Source organism: Granulicella sp. S156, from assembly GCF_009766105.1.
GTDB lineage: Bacteria > Acidobacteriota > Terriglobia > Terriglobales > Acidobacteriaceae > Granulicella.
Genome location: NZ_LMUH01000025.1, coordinates 608,971 through 624,561 on the forward strand (window position 1 = coordinate 608,971; position 15,591 = coordinate 624,561).

A 15,591-nucleotide genomic window follows, 5' to 3' on the forward strand; every position below is an offset into this window, starting at 1 on the left:
TCCGCTTCCTGGTTTGCCGAACATCAGAATAGAGAGGATTGCTGCTGTGGAATCTTCCGCAGGCTGGCTTCATGCTCCAGAAGCCAGCGTTTGCGTTCGATACCGCCGCCATAGCCGGTGAGTGAACCGTTCGCTCCGATCACACGGTGGCACGGTACGACAACCCCAATCGGATTGGAGCCATTGGCCAATCCCACGGCCCTGACTGCGGCTGGCCGGCCGATTCGTTTAGCAAGTTCCGCGTAAGACACAGTAGTGCCACAGGTAATCTCTCTCAGTGCCCCCCACACCTCGCGCTGAAAAGGTGTGCCTCCTGTTTGCACCGGCAGGTGATCGATTGCCGTAAGCTCTCCCGCAAAGTAGCTACCGATCGCATCGGCTAATCCGTTTGGATTGCGAGCGGGTGTGAGCGTGAATCCATCTTCCCCATAGTGAAGCCGCAGGAAGCGGCGCATACGTTCCTCATGATCTGTCCAGTCAACAGCGCGCAGATTCCCTTCGCGATCCGCCACGATCAGCATCTCGCCGATGGATGTGTCGAGTCGATCGATCAACAACTGCAATACCTCACTCATGCGAACTCCTATTCGTAGAAATCACATGGGCGTCTGCCGCCCAGAGATGTTGCGCAGCGTAAGCGCGCCATGGACGCCATGACTCCGCACGTTTAAGAAGGCCAGCTGAAGTTAGCCGCGCGCCATCGACTATAGCTGCACCGCGTAGCAGGCCGATGTCGGACGCAGGAAAGGCGTCCATCTCGCGAATAGCGCGCAACGCAATATATTGAGCTGTCCATTCGCCAACGCCGCGGATCGTGCGCAGTCGCGCAATCGCTTCTTCAATGGTTCCAAAGGGGCGAAACAGATTTGGGTCAGACACCGTAGCTTCCGCCAACGCCTTCAACGACACCTGACGCGCCCCTGGCATGCCGAGGCCGATGGATGCTGCAGAAGCAAGACGCTTTGCTGTAGGAAACACATGGGACAGTCCCGGATGAACCCTATAGCCCATCGGCACAGGCTTGCCGTGAAGTTGAACGAGCTGTCCCGCAAGCCGTCGTGCAGCGATGACGCTGACCTGCTGGCCGAGAATCGCACGCACCGCCAGCTCAAAGCCATCCCATCCACCGGGCGCACGCAACCCGGGACGGCGCGCCACCAGAGGCGCAAGCAGCGGATCGCAGGAGAGGTGAGCATCAATCGTCTCAATATCCGCGCCAAGATCGAACAGGCGACGCACGCGGGCCACGATAGTCGGTAACGATCTCACCTTCGGAAATCGGATCGTGATCCCAAGACTCTGCCACTGCGGCAAGTGCATCACTTCTACGCTTCCGACAGAACCATCTATCTCAACCGTACGCAGATATCTTCCGTTCTCCACCACTTCAACGCCTGGAATCGCACGCATCTGCAAGTGGCCGAGTATGGACTCCCAGTCATAAGGAGGCCTATATCGCAGTCGAAGCGTCACACCTGCGTCCGCCCCCGCAGGGTTCGCGGAGTTCTTTCGCCGCAAAGCGCTGGGAGGGCGTTGAAAGAGCTCACGGAAGATCTCATTGAATCGCCGCAAGCTGCCGAATCCAGAGGCCAGCGCGACTTCCGTCATGGGCATCCGCGTCTCATGAATGAGCTGCTTGGCAAAAAGCACACGCCGAGTCTGGGCCACCGAGATGGGCGAGGCTCCGAGATGTTGAAGAAACAATCGGCGGAGCTGGCGTTCGCCCAGGCCAAGACGTTCGGCCAGCTTTTCAACGCTTGCTCCATCGCCATCAAGGGCGCCATCGTTAATGAGAGCCAGTGCGCGGGAAACGGTGTTCGATGTTCCACGCCATGAGGCCAGGTCGGGAGCTGTCTCCGGCCGGCAACGCAGGCACGGGCGAAAGCCCGCGTCCTGCGCCGCTGCCGCCGAACCGAAAAAGCGGCAATTCTCAAACTTCGCGGTACGCGCTGGGCAGACAGGCCGGCAATAGATACCTGTCGATGTGACACCTACAAACAATAGGCCGTCAAAACGGGCATCCCGGCTCTGTAGAGCGCGATAGCAGACCTCTTGATCGGGCAGTTCCATACGAGAATGTTCTCACTGATTGAAGGAACAAACTCGCGCTTTTCGGACATGGTCATTTATGCCGCTGCTCCCAATCCTGAAATAAGAGGATTAGCCAACGAGAAATCCGATTCCATCAATAAGAAAGTGAGCGATCATATTGCTGGCAAGATCGCGCCGGAAGAGGTAAAGCCCCGTCAAAACAGCCCCGCCGAATGCCGCGACGATAAGATGAGCCCCTCCCCAATAACCCAGGTGCGCCATCGTGAAGATTGAGAAAGAGATCGCTGCAGCCAGCCACCGAAAACCCATGATCTCAGTGAGGCGCTCAATCATGAAACCGCGATAGTAAAGCTCTTCGAGAACAGCCGCGCGGATAACAACCAAAACACGAAACCAAAGGGGCGTGGCTTTCACCGCCTCCAACGCGCCTTGCTTGTCAGCCAACCCAAAGGCCGGAAAGATGACCATATAGATGAACGCAAATCCCGCGACCATAATGGCCCCTGCGGCAAAGCCAAATGCGATGCTCTTCCAGGTTGGCCGTTTGAGTCCCACCGACGAGATTGGCCTGCGTTCGATAAAAAGAACATACGCAATCAGGTTTGCAACAAGCACCCAAAACACGGCCTCGCGTCCGGTCTGTGCCGCCAGGCTGTCTCCTGGCACTAAGTAATCGGCGATCGGCAGTTGAAGAACCATCAAAAGTGCAATCGTGCCGGCGGTCCTGGCAAGCGATCTGCCTTTTTCTGGTATCCCATCATTCATTGGCTGGGTTAATTCTTCGGAAATCACGCTTCCCTCCTCTTGCCTTTTCCAAAACGTCACGCAGTGAGTTTCGATCGTATCCATGCATTTGTGCAGACACAGCGTTCACGGGTTTATGAACTCCGCCGAGGAACTCAATCCTTGACTGTAACGACCGTAACATGTAACGATCGTGTCATGTCAAGTAGAAAAATGGAATTGCTCGACGCTGCGCTTAACTACCTGCTGGAACATGGAGTGGCGAACGTGTCGTTACGGCCGATGGCAGCTCAGCTCGGAACCAGCCCGCGGATATTGATGTTTCATTTCAAGTCAAAGGAAGAGCTGCTGCAGGAAGTACTGCAAGAGCTGCACTCACGCCTGCAGGTCTCACTGACGAAGATGGCATCCTCGGATATTGGACCGCAACGGGTCGCGCCACTGAAACAATTTTGGCAGTGGGCGATCAGGAAAGAGAACTATCCTCACTTGCGGTTGCTCTATGAGTTCCAGATCGTCGCTGCCCAGAACCCGGTTGAATACGGCCGCTATCTGAAAAAGACCTCCAGCGACTGGCACGCGATCGCACTTGGGGTAATGTCGTCACCTATGCGAAACGATGCTATGGCAACCATCTGCATTGCCCTATTCGACGGGCTGATTCTTGAACTGATGAATGGAGGCGACCGTCAGAAATTAACCAAGGCTCTGGATCACTTTATCTCGATCGTATCGCCCGCATCAGCAAGTACGACCACAGCCGATCGAAGCAGCCGCAAGCCTGCGAAGAAGACCGATGCGCGTTTATGATGTTTTGACTCTAGTTCATAAAACCGGAGGTCCGCGGTGCGTGATTCGGCAAGTTTGTCCCCAATGCACTTCCATTCCCGGCGTACCTTCTTGCGTGGTGTAGCTGCTGCTGTTTGCATCGGAACCACTTCTAAAAGAGGAACTGCACAATCCATGCATCGTCGCCTCACTATTCTCGACGCGCCGTCAAATCTCGGACTGAAGCCTCCCGCTCTAGGAAAGGAACCCGGCGTCAGGCAAATGGCGCGTTAAGCTGTTGGCTCAGGCTTTCGCTTAGATCAATCGCTCGTCTCGTTCCCTGCATAGTTTCCATTGCTCCCTGCAAACCGCTGGCAAGCTCTCGCCTCACTCCTGAAAGTGGAGTCTGAGGAAGCGAGAGTCCGGCATGAGCCTAAAGAGTTGGAGACTGCTAGTCGCACTAACGGGTGTGCTGAACCCGCTAGTGCTATTGGCACAGGCCCCATGTACGACCGGCTTTCGCGTCGAAGGCGCTGTTACAGATCCAACCAGCGCCGTCATCCCTGGAGCACAGGTGCGAGGCTCCGACGGAGAACAGAGCGTGAGCGATGCGGCAGGACAGTATGTCCTGCCTTGCGTCCGCAGCAGGTCAATCGCGATTACCGTGGAGGCCGAGGGCTTTGAGGGAAAGACCGTGAGTGTCAGCGCCCGGTCGGGAAGGCTTGCAACAACGAACGTGCAGTTAGAGATCGCCGCCGTGCAAGCCTCCGTACAGGTAAGCGCCGATACGGCTGCCACCGATACCGATCAAGCCGGAAGCGCCGTGACACTTAACACTAGTGAGGTTCAACAACTCGCCGACGATCCGGACGATTTTCTGCGTCAGCTTCAGGTCCTAGCATCCGGTGCCGGCGGAGATCCAACCTCTGTCCTCATTCGAGTCGATGGGTTTCAGAATGGAAGCGCGCTTCCTCCCAAAGGGGCAATCGCCTCTATTCGCGTCGCCTCTGATCTCTTTTCATCTGAGTATTCCTCTCCTCCCTGGGGAGGTGGACAGGTCGACATCTTCACGAAACCCGGCGCAGACACATTCCACGGCTCGCTCTTCTTCACCGATAGCGATGGCAGCTTCAATGCCACCGATCCGTTCTCCCTTACCGCAACCCCGGCGAGCAAGAGGCGCTACGGCTTTGAACTGAGCGGACCCATTGTTCAGAAGAAGAGTGGTTTTTCCCTGGCACTCGAAAAGCGCGACATCAATGAGTTCGAGGTGATCAACGCGCAGACTCTGGATGCGAACAACACACTTGTGCCGCTGCAACAGACGGTTGCGGCTCCGCAGAGGCTCTGGATTGCGTCCGCCCGTGGAGACTTGCAAGTCGCGCCCAACGATATTGCTGCATTTTCCTTCTCGGCCAACGTCAACAATCGCGGCAATCAGGGTGCCGGAGGACTTACGCTTGCTGAGGCCGGATACGACAGCCTGGTGAGCGAGTACGATCTCCGCCTGATCAATACGCTAACGCTGAATGCGAATACGCTGCATGAGACCCGGATTGGCTATACATGGAAGCGCACCGGGGAGACGCCGCTATCGACGGCCCCATCGCTCCAGGTAGCCGGCTACTTCACCAGCGGCGGAGCCACGGCCCAGAATCTGAACGATCGCGAGCGCGATCTCGAAGTGGATGACGATGTGATGCTCACCCGCGGCAAGCATGAGTTGAAGATCGGTGCACAGGCACTGGGCATGTTCGTGCATGACGATGATCCGAACACCTTCAACGGGGCCTACGTGTTCGGCGGCGGCAGTGCGCCGGTACTGGATGCGAACAACAACCCTACCGGCGAGACCGAGACCATCACGCCGATCCAGCAGTACGAGCGAGCGTTGCAGAGCCTTCCTGGAGGAGCTCCGACAACCTACCAGATCACTACCGGCACGCCGCTGGTCTCTCTGACACAGTGGCGATTGGGTCTCTATGTGCAGGACAACATCAAGCTCGCACCTCGCCTAACTCTTAACGCTGGACTGCGCTATGCCTTCCAGACAACACCCGATAGCTGGGCTAACTTCGCGCCCCGTCTTGGCCTCGCCTGGGCTGCCGATAAGAAGGAGACCTGGATCTTTCATCTGCGGGGCGGGATCTTCAATGGCGCGAACGACCAGGCTTATGCAATCGAGGTCGCGCGGCTGAACGGCAGTCGTCAGCAGCAGACGCTGGTGTACTCACCTGACTATAAAAATCCCTTAACACCGGTCCCGGGGGCGATCCAGGTGGGCACTGTGGACCAATTCCCGCACTCCTTAGCGCAGGGAATAGGTTTCACCGTGTACTCCAACGCTGAGCACATATTTCTCCACCAGACGCACATGCAGCTCAATCTCTATTGGGGTGAGGGCTACGACGGTATTCGCATCCGGAACATCAATGCTCCTTTAGTCTCCAGCAGTATTGGCACGGCGCCAGATCCAACGGCCGCTCTGCTTGCTCCGCGGCCCATCATGCCCGGAGAAAACATCTTGGAATATCAAAACTCGGGTCATCATACAGGCGGCCTTGTTTCCTTCAACCTGGACCAGCACAGCTATAAATGGTTCGGATTTCACATGCGATACGCGCACATGAATTTCAGGAGCAATGTTGGCGACGATCCGTCTCTCTTCCCTCAGTCAAGCTACAGCGACGCGGGAGAATCGGCGCGCGTCGACTGGCTTCGGCACAACACTGTCAGCATGCTCGGCAACGTCAATCTGCCTCTCAAAATCGGACTGATGACGCAGTTCGATGCGGGTGACGGCACGCCCTATGACATCACAACCGGTACGGATAACAACGGCGATGGCGAATTCAACGACCGGCCTTCCTATGCCACGGCTCCTGGCCCAGGGGTATATCCCACACGCTTCGGATTGTTGACCGCAAACACCGTCAACGGCAACGTCCCACGCAATCTCGGCACCATGCCGGGCGTCGTGCATCTTGATATGAACCTGAACCGTGTGTTCACGCTGAACCCGAAGGACAAGAACCATCCCCGCACCTTTACCTTCAACATACGCAGCGCCAACCTGCTGAACCACACCAATGTAACTGGCGTGAATACGGTGCTCTCCTCGTCCACGCTGGGGCAACCCATCACCGCTGAGACTGCCCGGCGCGTGGAACTCGGAGGACGTTTCAGCTTTTGAGAACTACGCATACACTTGTCTGGAGCTTGGATGCCCGGCGAGTCTGTCAACCTACAAGGAGGACGACATGGAAGCCACGATTGCAAAACAACTCACGGTGGGACGCAGCGCTTCAACACGCCTCACGGACGTAGCGGGAACCCTCGCGATACTCGCCATCGCAGGCGCCCTTGCTGCGATAACCGGAAATGAGTGCCATACCAACCTGACGCTCAATCACATCACAGTGTCTTTCACGCCATCGTTTCTCTATGGTGCAGTCACGTGGTTCTGGTGGGCAGCCATCGCGCTCTTGTTTCTCGGGTGTGCCCTGTACAAACCAACGCTTCTGCGATTCTCCGCAGGCGCCGCGTTGTTCCATCCCCTGGCAGCCTGCCTTCTCGCTGTATCGCACCTGGGTTTGCTGCAACACACAGTCTGGTGGGCAGCAGCACATTGGCCTGCCTGGGGCTCCATGTATCGCTCCTTCAATCTGGAAACCCCACAGCGCTTTGGTGCGGACCTCGTGATCTATGCGCTCCTCTACGGTTTCTCCAGCCTGATGTATGCGCAATCACAGGCCCAGCAAGCGGTTATCCAGAAGCTGGAGCTGGAGCGACAGCTCTCTCAGGCACAGCTCCATGTCCTGCAGATGCAGCTGGAGCCACACTTTCTATTCAACACACTGAATGCTGTGAACTCACTCGTCGATCTGGGCCGCAATAAGGAAGCCTCGCAGACACTCGCTCATCTCAACACGATCCTGCGCAGCGCCCTGCAGCGCTCCGCACCGGAGAAGGTTCCGTTCGCCGAAGAGCTACGCATCATAGAGAGCTATCTCACGATCCAGCGCGTTCGCTTCGCCGATCGTCTTCAGATCACAATCGACGTAACACCGGAAGCCCTGGAGGGCCTGGTTCCCTGCTTTCTGCTTCAACCCATCATGGAGAATGCCATCCATCACGGCATCGCGCCGATGGAAGCAGGCGGCATCATTGCAACCTCCATCAAACGCCGCGGCGACAGGCTTTGGATGCAGATACGCGACAACGGCGCAGGATCGAGTGCCACCCCAAGCAAGGGACACGGCATCGGCATCCGAAACACGCGAGAGCGGTTGGCCTACTTCTACCCGAATGCCTACGACTTCAAAGCTGGCGGATTAGCGACTGGCGGCTACGAGGTGACAATAGAGATTCCCTTCGAGCGGGTCGCCGTATGAGTCTTCGTACCGTCACCGTGGACGATGAACCTCTGGCTCGAGAACGGCTCAAGTTTCTGCTGGCCGATGAAACTGATATTCAGATCGTCGCCGAGTGCAAGAACGGAGCCGAGGCCGTTGCCTATCTGCAATCGCAGCCGGTCGACCTCCTGTTCCTCGATATCCAGATGCCTCTTATGAGCGGTCTGGAAGTCGTGCAACAGGTAGGCATGTTTCACCTTCCACCGACCGTCTTCATCACCGCGTATCAGGAGCACGCCTTGCGCGCGTTCGAAGTCAACGCCACCGACTACCTCACCAAGCCCGTCGATCCGCGGCGCCTCAAGCTGGCCCTGGACCGCGTCCGCGAAAGGATCGCTGCGAAGACAGCACTCCTTACGCAGTCGCAATTTTCATTGGTACTGCAGGGATTGGTCGGCCCTGCAGAGGAACGCAAAGCCTATCTGACACGCCTGGTCGTGCGAGACGGCACAAAGGACGTTCTGCTCTCCACCGGCTCCATCGAATGGATAGAAGCCGCCGACTACTACAGCAGCCTCCATGTCCAGGGCCGTACCTACATGCTGCGCGAGACCATCACCGAGTTGTGCCGCAAACTCGACCCCACCACCTTCGTCCGTGTTCACCGCTCCATCATCGTCAACCTCGACCACGTAAAAGAGATCCACCGCGAGGGCCCCTCAGAAGGATCGATTGTGCTGACAAACGGCCAGGTTCTCAGAACGAGCAAAGCGGGCCGCCAGAAACTCAGCGAGATCGGCCAAGTCTGATGAGGATCTTTTCGATCCACCTCTACCGTGCCATCCCACACCCACACCACAGCATCAAGGAAACACCATATCCAACTGCAAATAAAAGATTATCTACCTCCACAACAAGATCACTCTTCAATTCATCCGATCAGACCGACTCCGGTAATTCCAGATTTTCGATGGAATACCTCTTGCTTAAAGATATATCTTGAGATATATCTTTAACTCAAAGGAGAACCATCATGAGAGAACACATTTTTGAAAGTCACAGAGGTTGGGAACACAGGGAAAGCGGATTTACAGGACACAGGGGCTTCTGTGCCGAACTTCAAGACAGGTATGCGAGAGGCTTTTCCGGCAGAGAGCACGGCGGCTTCGGGCATGGGTTTGGCGGCAGAGGGCGTGGAGGTTTTGGACGCGGTTTTGGCGGCGGGCGCGAGCGCTTGTTCGACGCCGGCGACATAAAGCTGGTCATCCTCAAACTGCTCTCGGAGCAGCCCAGCTATGGCTATCAGCTCATCAAGACCATGGAGGAGCGTCTGTCGGGAGGCTACACACCAAGCGCCGGCGTCATCTACCCCACCTTGATCCTGCTGGAGGAAGAAGGCCTCGCCGCTGCCACCTCAGAGAACAATAAGAAGGTCTATTCGGTAACCCCGGAGGGAACGCAGTACCTGGAGACCCACAAGGAACGCATCGAGCAGCTATTCGAGCGCCTCGAGGAGACAGGACGAGGCTTCGAGCGCGGCCGCTCGCCCGAAATTCTAAAAGCATTCGGCAATCTGCGGAACTCTGCTGTCGCACGTCTGTCCCGCGCGAGCGTAACACCGGAGCAAATCCGCAAAATCAAGGAAGCGATCGATGCGGCTGCCAAGTCGATTGACGAGCTCTGAGCTTACCCCTTGGTCACAGGCAAGCGAACAACAAACTCGGTATCGCCGGGCGAGGATGTGAAGCGGAGAGTGCCGTGGCACTGCTCTACGATGCGGAAGACAATTCCCAATCCAAGCCCGGTGCCAACACCTACCGCTTTCGTGGTGTAGAAGGGATCGAAGATGCGGGATTGAATCTCAGGTGGAATGCCTGGTCCATTGTCGCGGAACATCACGCAGATGTCGGTGCGCGGTTCGGTACGCACTCCGGTGTAAACCTGATCGGCCCAGGTACGAATCGTCAGTTGGCCACCCTGCGGAGCGGCATCGATCGCATTATCGAGAAGGTTGGTCCATATCTGATTCAGCCCCTGGCAATCGGTCTTGAGGCTGACTAGATCGGTGGCAAAGCACTTGTCGAGCGTAAGTTCCTTTTCGCGTATCTTGTGGCTGAGAATCACAAGGGTGGCGTGGATGCTGGAGTTCACGTCGATCACCTGCTTCTCGCCGCGCCCCTCATAAGCATAGCTTTTGACCGCTTGAACCAGATCAGTCACACGGGAGACGCTCTCTTCCACGATGCCGACAAGCTGCATGGAGGAGATCAAGGCAACAAGCCAACTGATGGAGTCCGAGAATACATTTGCGGGGACTATCTCTCTCGCGTGCTCCAGGTCCTCGGATTTAATGCCCACGGAGACCAGAGCAGGAGCCAGCTTCCATGCATCCTGGACCTCGGCAACCTCCATCCACGCAGCGAGAGCCTCTTCTGCATCGGCCTGCTCGATGGAGCTGAGCGGGCGCGTCAGCGAGGCTCCGAGTGCGAAATCCTGAAGATCGAACATGCATTGCTTCTGCTCGTGCGTCATCTCTGTCTTTGCCCACCTGGCGGTGAGGGCGTGCATGAGGACCAAGTTTTCGCGGAGTTGAGAGGAGGCTCGGCGTGCGGCAGCGCCTGGGTTGTTAAGTTCATGCATCAGCCCGGCAGCAAGTGTGCCGAGCGAAGCCATCTTCTCCTGCTGAAACGTAGCGGCCTGCATCTTGGCGAGACGCATGGCCATGTTGCCTAGAATGGCCTGACGGACCCCAGGGCAGCTGGTCATGAGAAGCCAGAACTGCTCCTCGTCCAGTTGCAGCAGCTCGCAATCGGCTGCTGCGCGGTAGGTCGCGGAGGAGGGGATGTTCGCGAGGAGCTGAACCTCGCCGAAGGCTATCCCTTGATCAATGGTGTGGTGAATATTCTCCTGACCATCGGGCAAGACGCTATAGATGTCGATAGCGCCTGAGAGCAGTATCCAGAAAAAACGCGCAGCCTCTCCCTGCTGGACGAGAATCTGCTCAGCGGGAAGATGGACTTCGGTCGCCCCATCGAGACAGTGCAGCGTCGTCTCGTTGAGTGAGGCAAGAATCGAGACGTCGGCAAGGCGCGCGATGGTCTCGGGGGAAAGCGTCGAAGTCACGGGTTGAGTTGAAATCACTGAGGATGGCACGTTTTTGCCTCGCTAGAGAGTTGCAAGATACTGGTGAACAAACTGAATGGCGATGGAGCCCTCTCCAACAGACGAGGCCACGCGTTTCACAGAACCGAAGCGAACATCCCCGGCAACGAAGATTCCAGGGACTGTCGTTTCAAGCAGGTACGGATCACGCTCATACTTCCAGAGATTCCCGGCTTTGGTCTTCAAATCCGGACCGGCCAGCACAAAGCCCTTGGGATCGCGCGCGACACAGTCGGGAAGCCACTCGGTCTTCGGAGCAGCGCCAATAAAGGCGAAGACGGTGCTCGCGGGACGCGTCTCGGCTCCATTGGAAGTCTCAAGAACGATCTCAGAGAGATGGCCGTCGCCCTTCAGCTCTCGGAGTTCGGTATTCGTCTCGACCGAAATGTTGGACGTATTTTCGATCTGGTCGATAAGATAGCGAGACATACTGCGCTCCAGCGAAGGCCCACGAACCAGCATGCGCACATTCCTGGCTGAACGCGCGAAGTACATCGCGGCCTGCCCCGCTGAATTGGCACCGCCCACGATGTAAACCTCCTGGTCGGCGCACGACGAAGCCTCCGTTAGCGCAGCACCATAGAAGAGACCGGCACCGGAAAACTCCTTCTCTCCCGGTATGTCGAGCTTGCAGTACTCAACGCCCGTAGCGACGAGGCAAACACGGCAGGAGACCTCGCGCCCATCCGCGAGCCTCACAATGTGATAGCTGTTCTCGGACCGGATCGAGCAGACACGCTGCGTCATAAACTCCGCACCAAGACGGCTGGCCTGAATATAGGCTTCCTTGGCGAGACGTTCGCCGCTGATGCCCCGCGAGAAGCCAAGGTAGTTCTCAATCTTGGAAGACGAACCAGCCTGGCCGCCCGGTGCGAGCGAATCAATAATGAGCGTCTTCAGACCTTCCGAGGCTCCATAAACGGCAGCCGCAAGGCCAGCAGGGCCAGCTCCCGCGACGACGACATCATAGTGCTCCTGCCTGGCCTGTGTACGGAGCCCAACCTTCGCTGCAAGCTCGGTAATCGTGGGCTGAACGAGCGAGGAGCCATCTGGAAAAAGCACCACCGGGAGCTTGGAGTCGTCAATCTGCTTCTCGCAGAGGAGATCCAGGCATTCGGGGTTCTTTTCCGGGTCGAGCCACTTGAAAGGAATCAGGTTGCGCGAGAGGAAGTTGCGCGTCTCGTGATCGCCCACGCCCCAGCGTGGGCTGATGAGCTGCAGCCCGTAATACGCGGGCTTATGGCCCTCGTTCCAGGCCGCAATCAGATCGTCGAGCACCGGGTAGAGCTTCTCCTCCGGCGGATCCCAGGGCTTGGTCAGGTAGTAGTGAATTCTCGCGGAGTTGATCGCCCGAATCGCGGCTTCCGTATCCGTGTACGCGGTCAAAAGCACCCGCTTCGCGTCAGGAAAGAGCGGGATAGCCTTTTCCAGGAAGTCGACGCCGGTCATGCCCGGCATACGTTGATCGGAGAGAAAGAGGGCGACCACGTCGCCGCGCTCCTTGAGTTGCTGGGAGACATCGAGCGCAGCCTGCCCGGAGGCGGCGCGGAGGATGCGGTAATCTTTGCCGTATTTACGGCGCAGATCCTGTACGACAGTCTCGAGTACGCTGACATCGTCATCTACGGCTAGGAGGATCGGGTTTGCCATGTGCTCTGTTATCTTTCGCTTGCCACGCTTTATTCCTGTTCCTTAGATGAGCCGCGGGGGCATGGCGGTTCAGAAACGATCCGTCGGGTACTGCTAGTTCTTGTTTACACGAATTCGTTGCTAAAAGCGCGTTTGTGGCGACTAATCTTCCGTCCGGCTCAATCCCATTCGCCCCCGGTGCGCGTGGCCGGGTATGGCATAGTAGTCACTATGAAATTCAGGTGGCTGCCTTTGCTGGTCTTTGCGTCGAGCTGTCTATGCCAAAACAGTGGTGCGCCCTCAACAGGGGAACGCTTAACAGACGCCCTGAAAAGTGCTACGTCACCTATTACTGTGTCCTCAACAGGCGAGCTTGGAGATACTGGCGGCAAGCTTATGACGGATGCAATCGAGCACGCTCAGTTCGTTCTACTCGGAGAGAGTCACTTCAGCCGAGAAACCCCAAAACTGGCAGCTGCAGTGTGTCGGGCTATGCACCCGGACAGCTATGCCGTGGAAGCAGGACCCTATGCTGCGGCTTATGTAAACGGACTGCTCACAAGTCCTGATCGAAAGGCCCAAATGGAGAAGCGAGAGCGTGCGCATCCGGCCAATATGGCTTTTCTTGACAATGAGCAGGAGAACGATCTGGCGGCCAGCTGTTCCTCATTCTCCCGGAACAAGAGCTTCGCTCTGTGGGGTCTCGATCAAGAGTTTCTAGGAGCGGCTTCGGTGCTCCTGATGCAGATGGATGCGCAACACAATGGGCCGACAGCAGCGGCTGCGATTCGGCTCGCTGCGGAGAAGGATAGGCAAGCGGAAGCGAGTGCTCGTTCCAGCGGCGATGCAACCCGACTCTTTCTTGTAAGTGCCACCGACGACGACGTATCTGCTCTAGAGGCGCCCCTGGCGGTCGACGGTACACCTGAAAGCCGGGCCATCATGCGTGAATTTGGTGAATCAAGACGTATCTACCGTCTCAATATGGCGAGATCGCCGGATAGCAACGCGGTGCGGGCAAGTCTACTCAAACAGCACTTTCTCGACCACTACCGAGCCTTGCAGCAGACGACAGCCACTCCGCGAATTTTGCTCAAGTTCGGTGATAACCACATGTGGAAGGGCTTCAATGATCTTCATCAGCTGGACCTGGGAGACTTCGTTGCAGAGCTTGCGTCGGTTGAACACACGACCTCTCTCCATATCCAGGTAATTGCTGCGAGAGGCACGCTGGCTGGCTTTGGAGGGTATGCAAGACCGATGAAGAACGAGCCTTTTGTGCTCTCAGACGTTCCAGAGTACAGCTGGCTCAGGCCAGTGATCGACATGCTACCGGCAGACCAGGGCACGGGGCCAAAAGGGGTTGTCGTAGACCTGCGGAAACTGCGGTTCCGGAAGATAGAGATGTCGATCGAGTGGGAGCACCTTGTCTATGGTTATGATTTGTTGGTGATGCTCCCCGAGTTCACGTCAGCAAACCTCTACCAGTAGCAGAATCGCGGGCCCTTTTCAAAGTCGATTTGCCCCCATAAGCCGGCTTGTGTTTACCAGTTTGGCCAAGCGACACCTCAGTTGGTGCTAACAGGCCAATGCACTTTTCGAGGGAAGTGTGAATCGATTGGATACTCGGCGAATTTGCGGCTATTGTCTGGGCTTTTTAAGCGGTTTCCCTACAGGGACCGGCTTACCGAAGTCAGGGGTGCCATCCGGTTTCCAGGTAAAGGGCTGGATACGCGGCGAGCGAAGATTGCCACAGCCCTCATTGGGACCGGGATTGGCGTGATAGATGATCCAGTTCTGCTTACCATCGGGAGAACTGAAAAACCCATTATGTCCCGGACCGTAGGCGTGAGCCTCAGGATCCGTGCTCAGGAACGGATGATCGAACTTCGTCCAGCTTCTGGCATCGAGCAGATTTTTGCCAGTATCTGACTGCAGGGCCCCGAGGGTGTAGAAGTCAGTCCAACAACCGGATGCCGAAAAGACGATAAAGATTTTTCCATCATGCACCAACGCTTCTGGTCCTTCATTCACGCTCACATGTCTGCCGGGTAGATCGCCTTTGGTCTCCCAGGGATAGGTTGGCGTTGAAATCAGCGTCCGAGGTGAGTCAATCGTCCAGGGATTGCTCATGTGGGCGATGTATAGATTCTGTTCCCCATCGGTCTCGCCCTTCCAGCCCGACCATACAAGATAATGCTGACCGTTGAGCTCAAACGTGGTTGCATCGATGGCCCACCTATCACTGGCATCCTTGATCTGACCTTTGAGCGTCCAGCCACCCTGGAGGGGATCATCATGGTCGTTCTCGACGACATAGATCCGATGAGAGGCGTTGTCGCCTGCATCGGCGGCGAAGTAGATGTACCATTTGTTGCCCCATCGATGAAGTTCGGGGGCCCACAACTCCTTCGACCATGGGTGCCCCGGCTCAGGTGTCCACACCGCCTTCGTCTCTGCGTGCTGAAGGTCTGTGATATCCGCCGTCTCACGCAGGGTCAGATTGGCGCCGGTTGAATTCGAATAATAGTAAAAGCCATTCCACCAAACTACCCAAGGGTCGGGGCCTGTGCTCAGCAGCGGGTTTGTAAAAGTGTTAGCAGGCAGAGGCGTGGATGCGCCCTGGGCAAGGCTGTGTGATGCGGCGAAAATCATTACCGATGCCAAAACCATTTTCAACATGAATCGTCGTGTCCTTTTCGCTAGAACCACTTGAAGGTATACCCGGCTTCTGTGAAATTGACTATGTCAGCGTCGGTTTCCAGTTTACTGATCCTCTGGATGAGCGACTCGGCCATTTCGCGTCAATGCAGAATCATAGCTGGCGCTAAGCACGTTTTTCGCCACTGATCGGTTTTGACATTGCTCTCAGTTGCTTCAG

12 protein-coding genes are annotated in these 15,591 nt (G+C 56.7%); 6 read left to right on the forward strand and 6 right to left on the reverse strand.

Annotated features, from left to right (window positions below; all coding sequences use genetic code 11):
* Positions 1-23: 23 nt before the first annotated feature.
* From ogt to GSQ91_RS21195, 3 genes are all read right to left on the reverse strand, one after another.
* Positions 24-575 (reverse strand): methylated-DNA--[protein]-cysteine S-methyltransferase, encoded by a 552-nt coding sequence (ogt, locus tag GSQ91_RS21185; protein WP_158823728.1) that lies wholly within the window; start codon positions 573-575, stop codon positions 24-26.
* Positions 568-2,070: a DNA-3-methyladenine glycosylase 2 gene (locus GSQ91_RS21190; protein ID WP_158823729.1), complete on the reverse strand. Its 1,503-nt coding sequence runs from the start codon at positions 2,068-2,070 to the stop codon at positions 568-570. The genes ogt and GSQ91_RS21190 overlap by 8 nt, the downstream gene beginning before the upstream one ends.
* Positions 2,071-2,160: 90 nt before the next feature.
* Positions 2,161-2,844, reverse strand: coding sequence for a CPBP family intramembrane glutamic endopeptidase (locus tag GSQ91_RS21195; RefSeq protein ID WP_158823730.1), 684 nt, complete (start codon positions 2,842-2,844; stop codon positions 2,161-2,163).
* A gap of 165 nt (positions 2,845-3,009) precedes the next feature.
* Here GSQ91_RS21195 and GSQ91_RS21200 point away from each other — a divergent pair, with 165 nt between their 5' ends.
* The 5 genes from GSQ91_RS21200 to GSQ91_RS21220 all read left to right on the forward strand — a co-directional run bounded on the left by GSQ91_RS21200 (position 3,010) and on the right by GSQ91_RS21220 (position 9,603).
* On the forward strand, positions 3,010-3,606 hold the full coding sequence (locus GSQ91_RS21200) for a TetR/AcrR family transcriptional regulator (protein ID WP_158823731.1): 597 nt from the start codon (positions 3,010-3,012) through the stop codon (positions 3,604-3,606).
* Positions 3,607-3,991: 385 nt separating this feature from the next.
* Entirely contained in the window at positions 3,992-6,757 is a 2,766-nt protein-coding gene (locus GSQ91_RS21205) for a TonB-dependent receptor (RefSeq protein ID WP_158823732.1), read from the forward strand.
* A gap of 67 nt (positions 6,758-6,824) precedes the next feature.
* Positions 6,825-7,958 (forward strand): sensor histidine kinase, encoded by a 1,134-nt coding sequence (locus GSQ91_RS21210; protein ID WP_158823733.1) that lies wholly within the window; start codon positions 6,825-6,827, stop codon positions 7,956-7,958.
* Complete coding sequence (locus GSQ91_RS21215) at positions 7,955-8,728, forward strand: LytTR family DNA-binding domain-containing protein (RefSeq protein WP_158823734.1); 774 nt, start codon at positions 7,955-7,957, stop codon at positions 8,726-8,728. The genes GSQ91_RS21210 and GSQ91_RS21215 overlap by 4 nt, the downstream gene beginning before the upstream one ends.
* A gap of 224 nt (positions 8,729-8,952) precedes the next feature.
* On the forward strand, positions 8,953-9,603 hold the full coding sequence (locus GSQ91_RS21220; RefSeq protein WP_158823735.1) for a PadR family transcriptional regulator: 651 nt from the start codon (positions 8,953-8,955) through the stop codon (positions 9,601-9,603).
* Positions 9,604-9,605: 2 nt separating this feature from the next.
* Here GSQ91_RS21220 and GSQ91_RS21225 read toward each other — a convergent pair whose 3' ends face one another.
* Entirely contained in the window at positions 9,606-11,072 is a 1,467-nt protein-coding gene (locus GSQ91_RS21225) for an ATP-binding protein (protein WP_254064787.1), read from the reverse strand.
* A 12-nt stretch (positions 11,073-11,084) separates the two neighbouring features.
* Complete coding sequence (locus GSQ91_RS21230) at positions 11,085-12,731, reverse strand: FAD-dependent oxidoreductase (RefSeq protein ID WP_158823736.1); 1,647 nt, start codon at positions 12,729-12,731, stop codon at positions 11,085-11,087.
* Positions 12,732-13,106: 375 nt separating this feature from the next.
* Here GSQ91_RS21230 and GSQ91_RS21235 point away from each other — a divergent pair, with 375 nt between their 5' ends.
* Entirely contained in the window at positions 13,107-14,201 is a 1,095-nt protein-coding gene (locus GSQ91_RS21235) for a hypothetical protein (RefSeq protein WP_158823737.1), read from the forward strand.
* A 150-nt stretch (positions 14,202-14,351) separates the two neighbouring features.
* Here GSQ91_RS21235 and GSQ91_RS21240 read toward each other — a convergent pair whose 3' ends face one another.
* Positions 14,352-15,365 carry a family 43 glycosylhydrolase gene (locus GSQ91_RS21240; protein WP_254064788.1) on the reverse strand — a complete coding sequence of 338 codons (1,014 nt, stop codon included), beginning with the start codon at positions 15,363-15,365 and terminating at the stop codon, positions 14,352-14,354.
* Positions 15,366-15,591 lie beyond the last annotated feature (226 nt).

Bases quoted from the DNA above. Each gene is read 5' to 3' on its own strand.
- GSQ91_RS21190 (WP_158823729.1), bottom strand. From the start codon at position 2,070: ATGGAACTGCCCGATCAAGAGGTCTGCTATCGCGCTCTACAGAGCCGG.
- GSQ91_RS21235 (WP_158823737.1), top strand. From the start codon at position 13,107: ATGACGGATGCAATCGAGCACGCTCAGTTCGTTCTACTCGGAGAGAGT.
- ogt (WP_158823728.1), bottom strand. From the start codon at position 575: ATGAGTGAGGTATTGCAGTTGTTGATCGATCGACTCGACACATCCATC.
- GSQ91_RS21200 (WP_158823731.1), top strand. From the start codon at position 3,010: ATGGAATTGCTCGACGCTGCGCTTAACTACCTGCTGGAACATGGAGTG.
- GSQ91_RS21205 (WP_158823732.1), top strand. From the start codon at position 3,992: ATGAGCCTAAAGAGTTGGAGACTGCTAGTCGCACTAACGGGTGTGCTG.
- GSQ91_RS21240 (WP_254064788.1), bottom strand. From the start codon at position 15,365: ATGATTTTCGCCGCATCACACAGCCTTGCCCAGGGCGCATCCACGCCT.
- GSQ91_RS21220 (WP_158823735.1), top strand. From the start codon at position 8,953: ATGAGAGAACACATTTTTGAAAGTCACAGAGGTTGGGAACACAGGGAA.
- GSQ91_RS21210 (WP_158823733.1), top strand. From the start codon at position 6,825: ATGGAAGCCACGATTGCAAAACAACTCACGGTGGGACGCAGCGCTTCA.
- GSQ91_RS21230 (WP_158823736.1), bottom strand. From the start codon at position 12,731: ATGGCAAACCCGATCCTCCTAGCCGTAGATGACGATGTCAGCGTACTC.
- GSQ91_RS21215 (WP_158823734.1), top strand. From the start codon at position 7,955: ATGAGTCTTCGTACCGTCACCGTGGACGATGAACCTCTGGCTCGAGAA.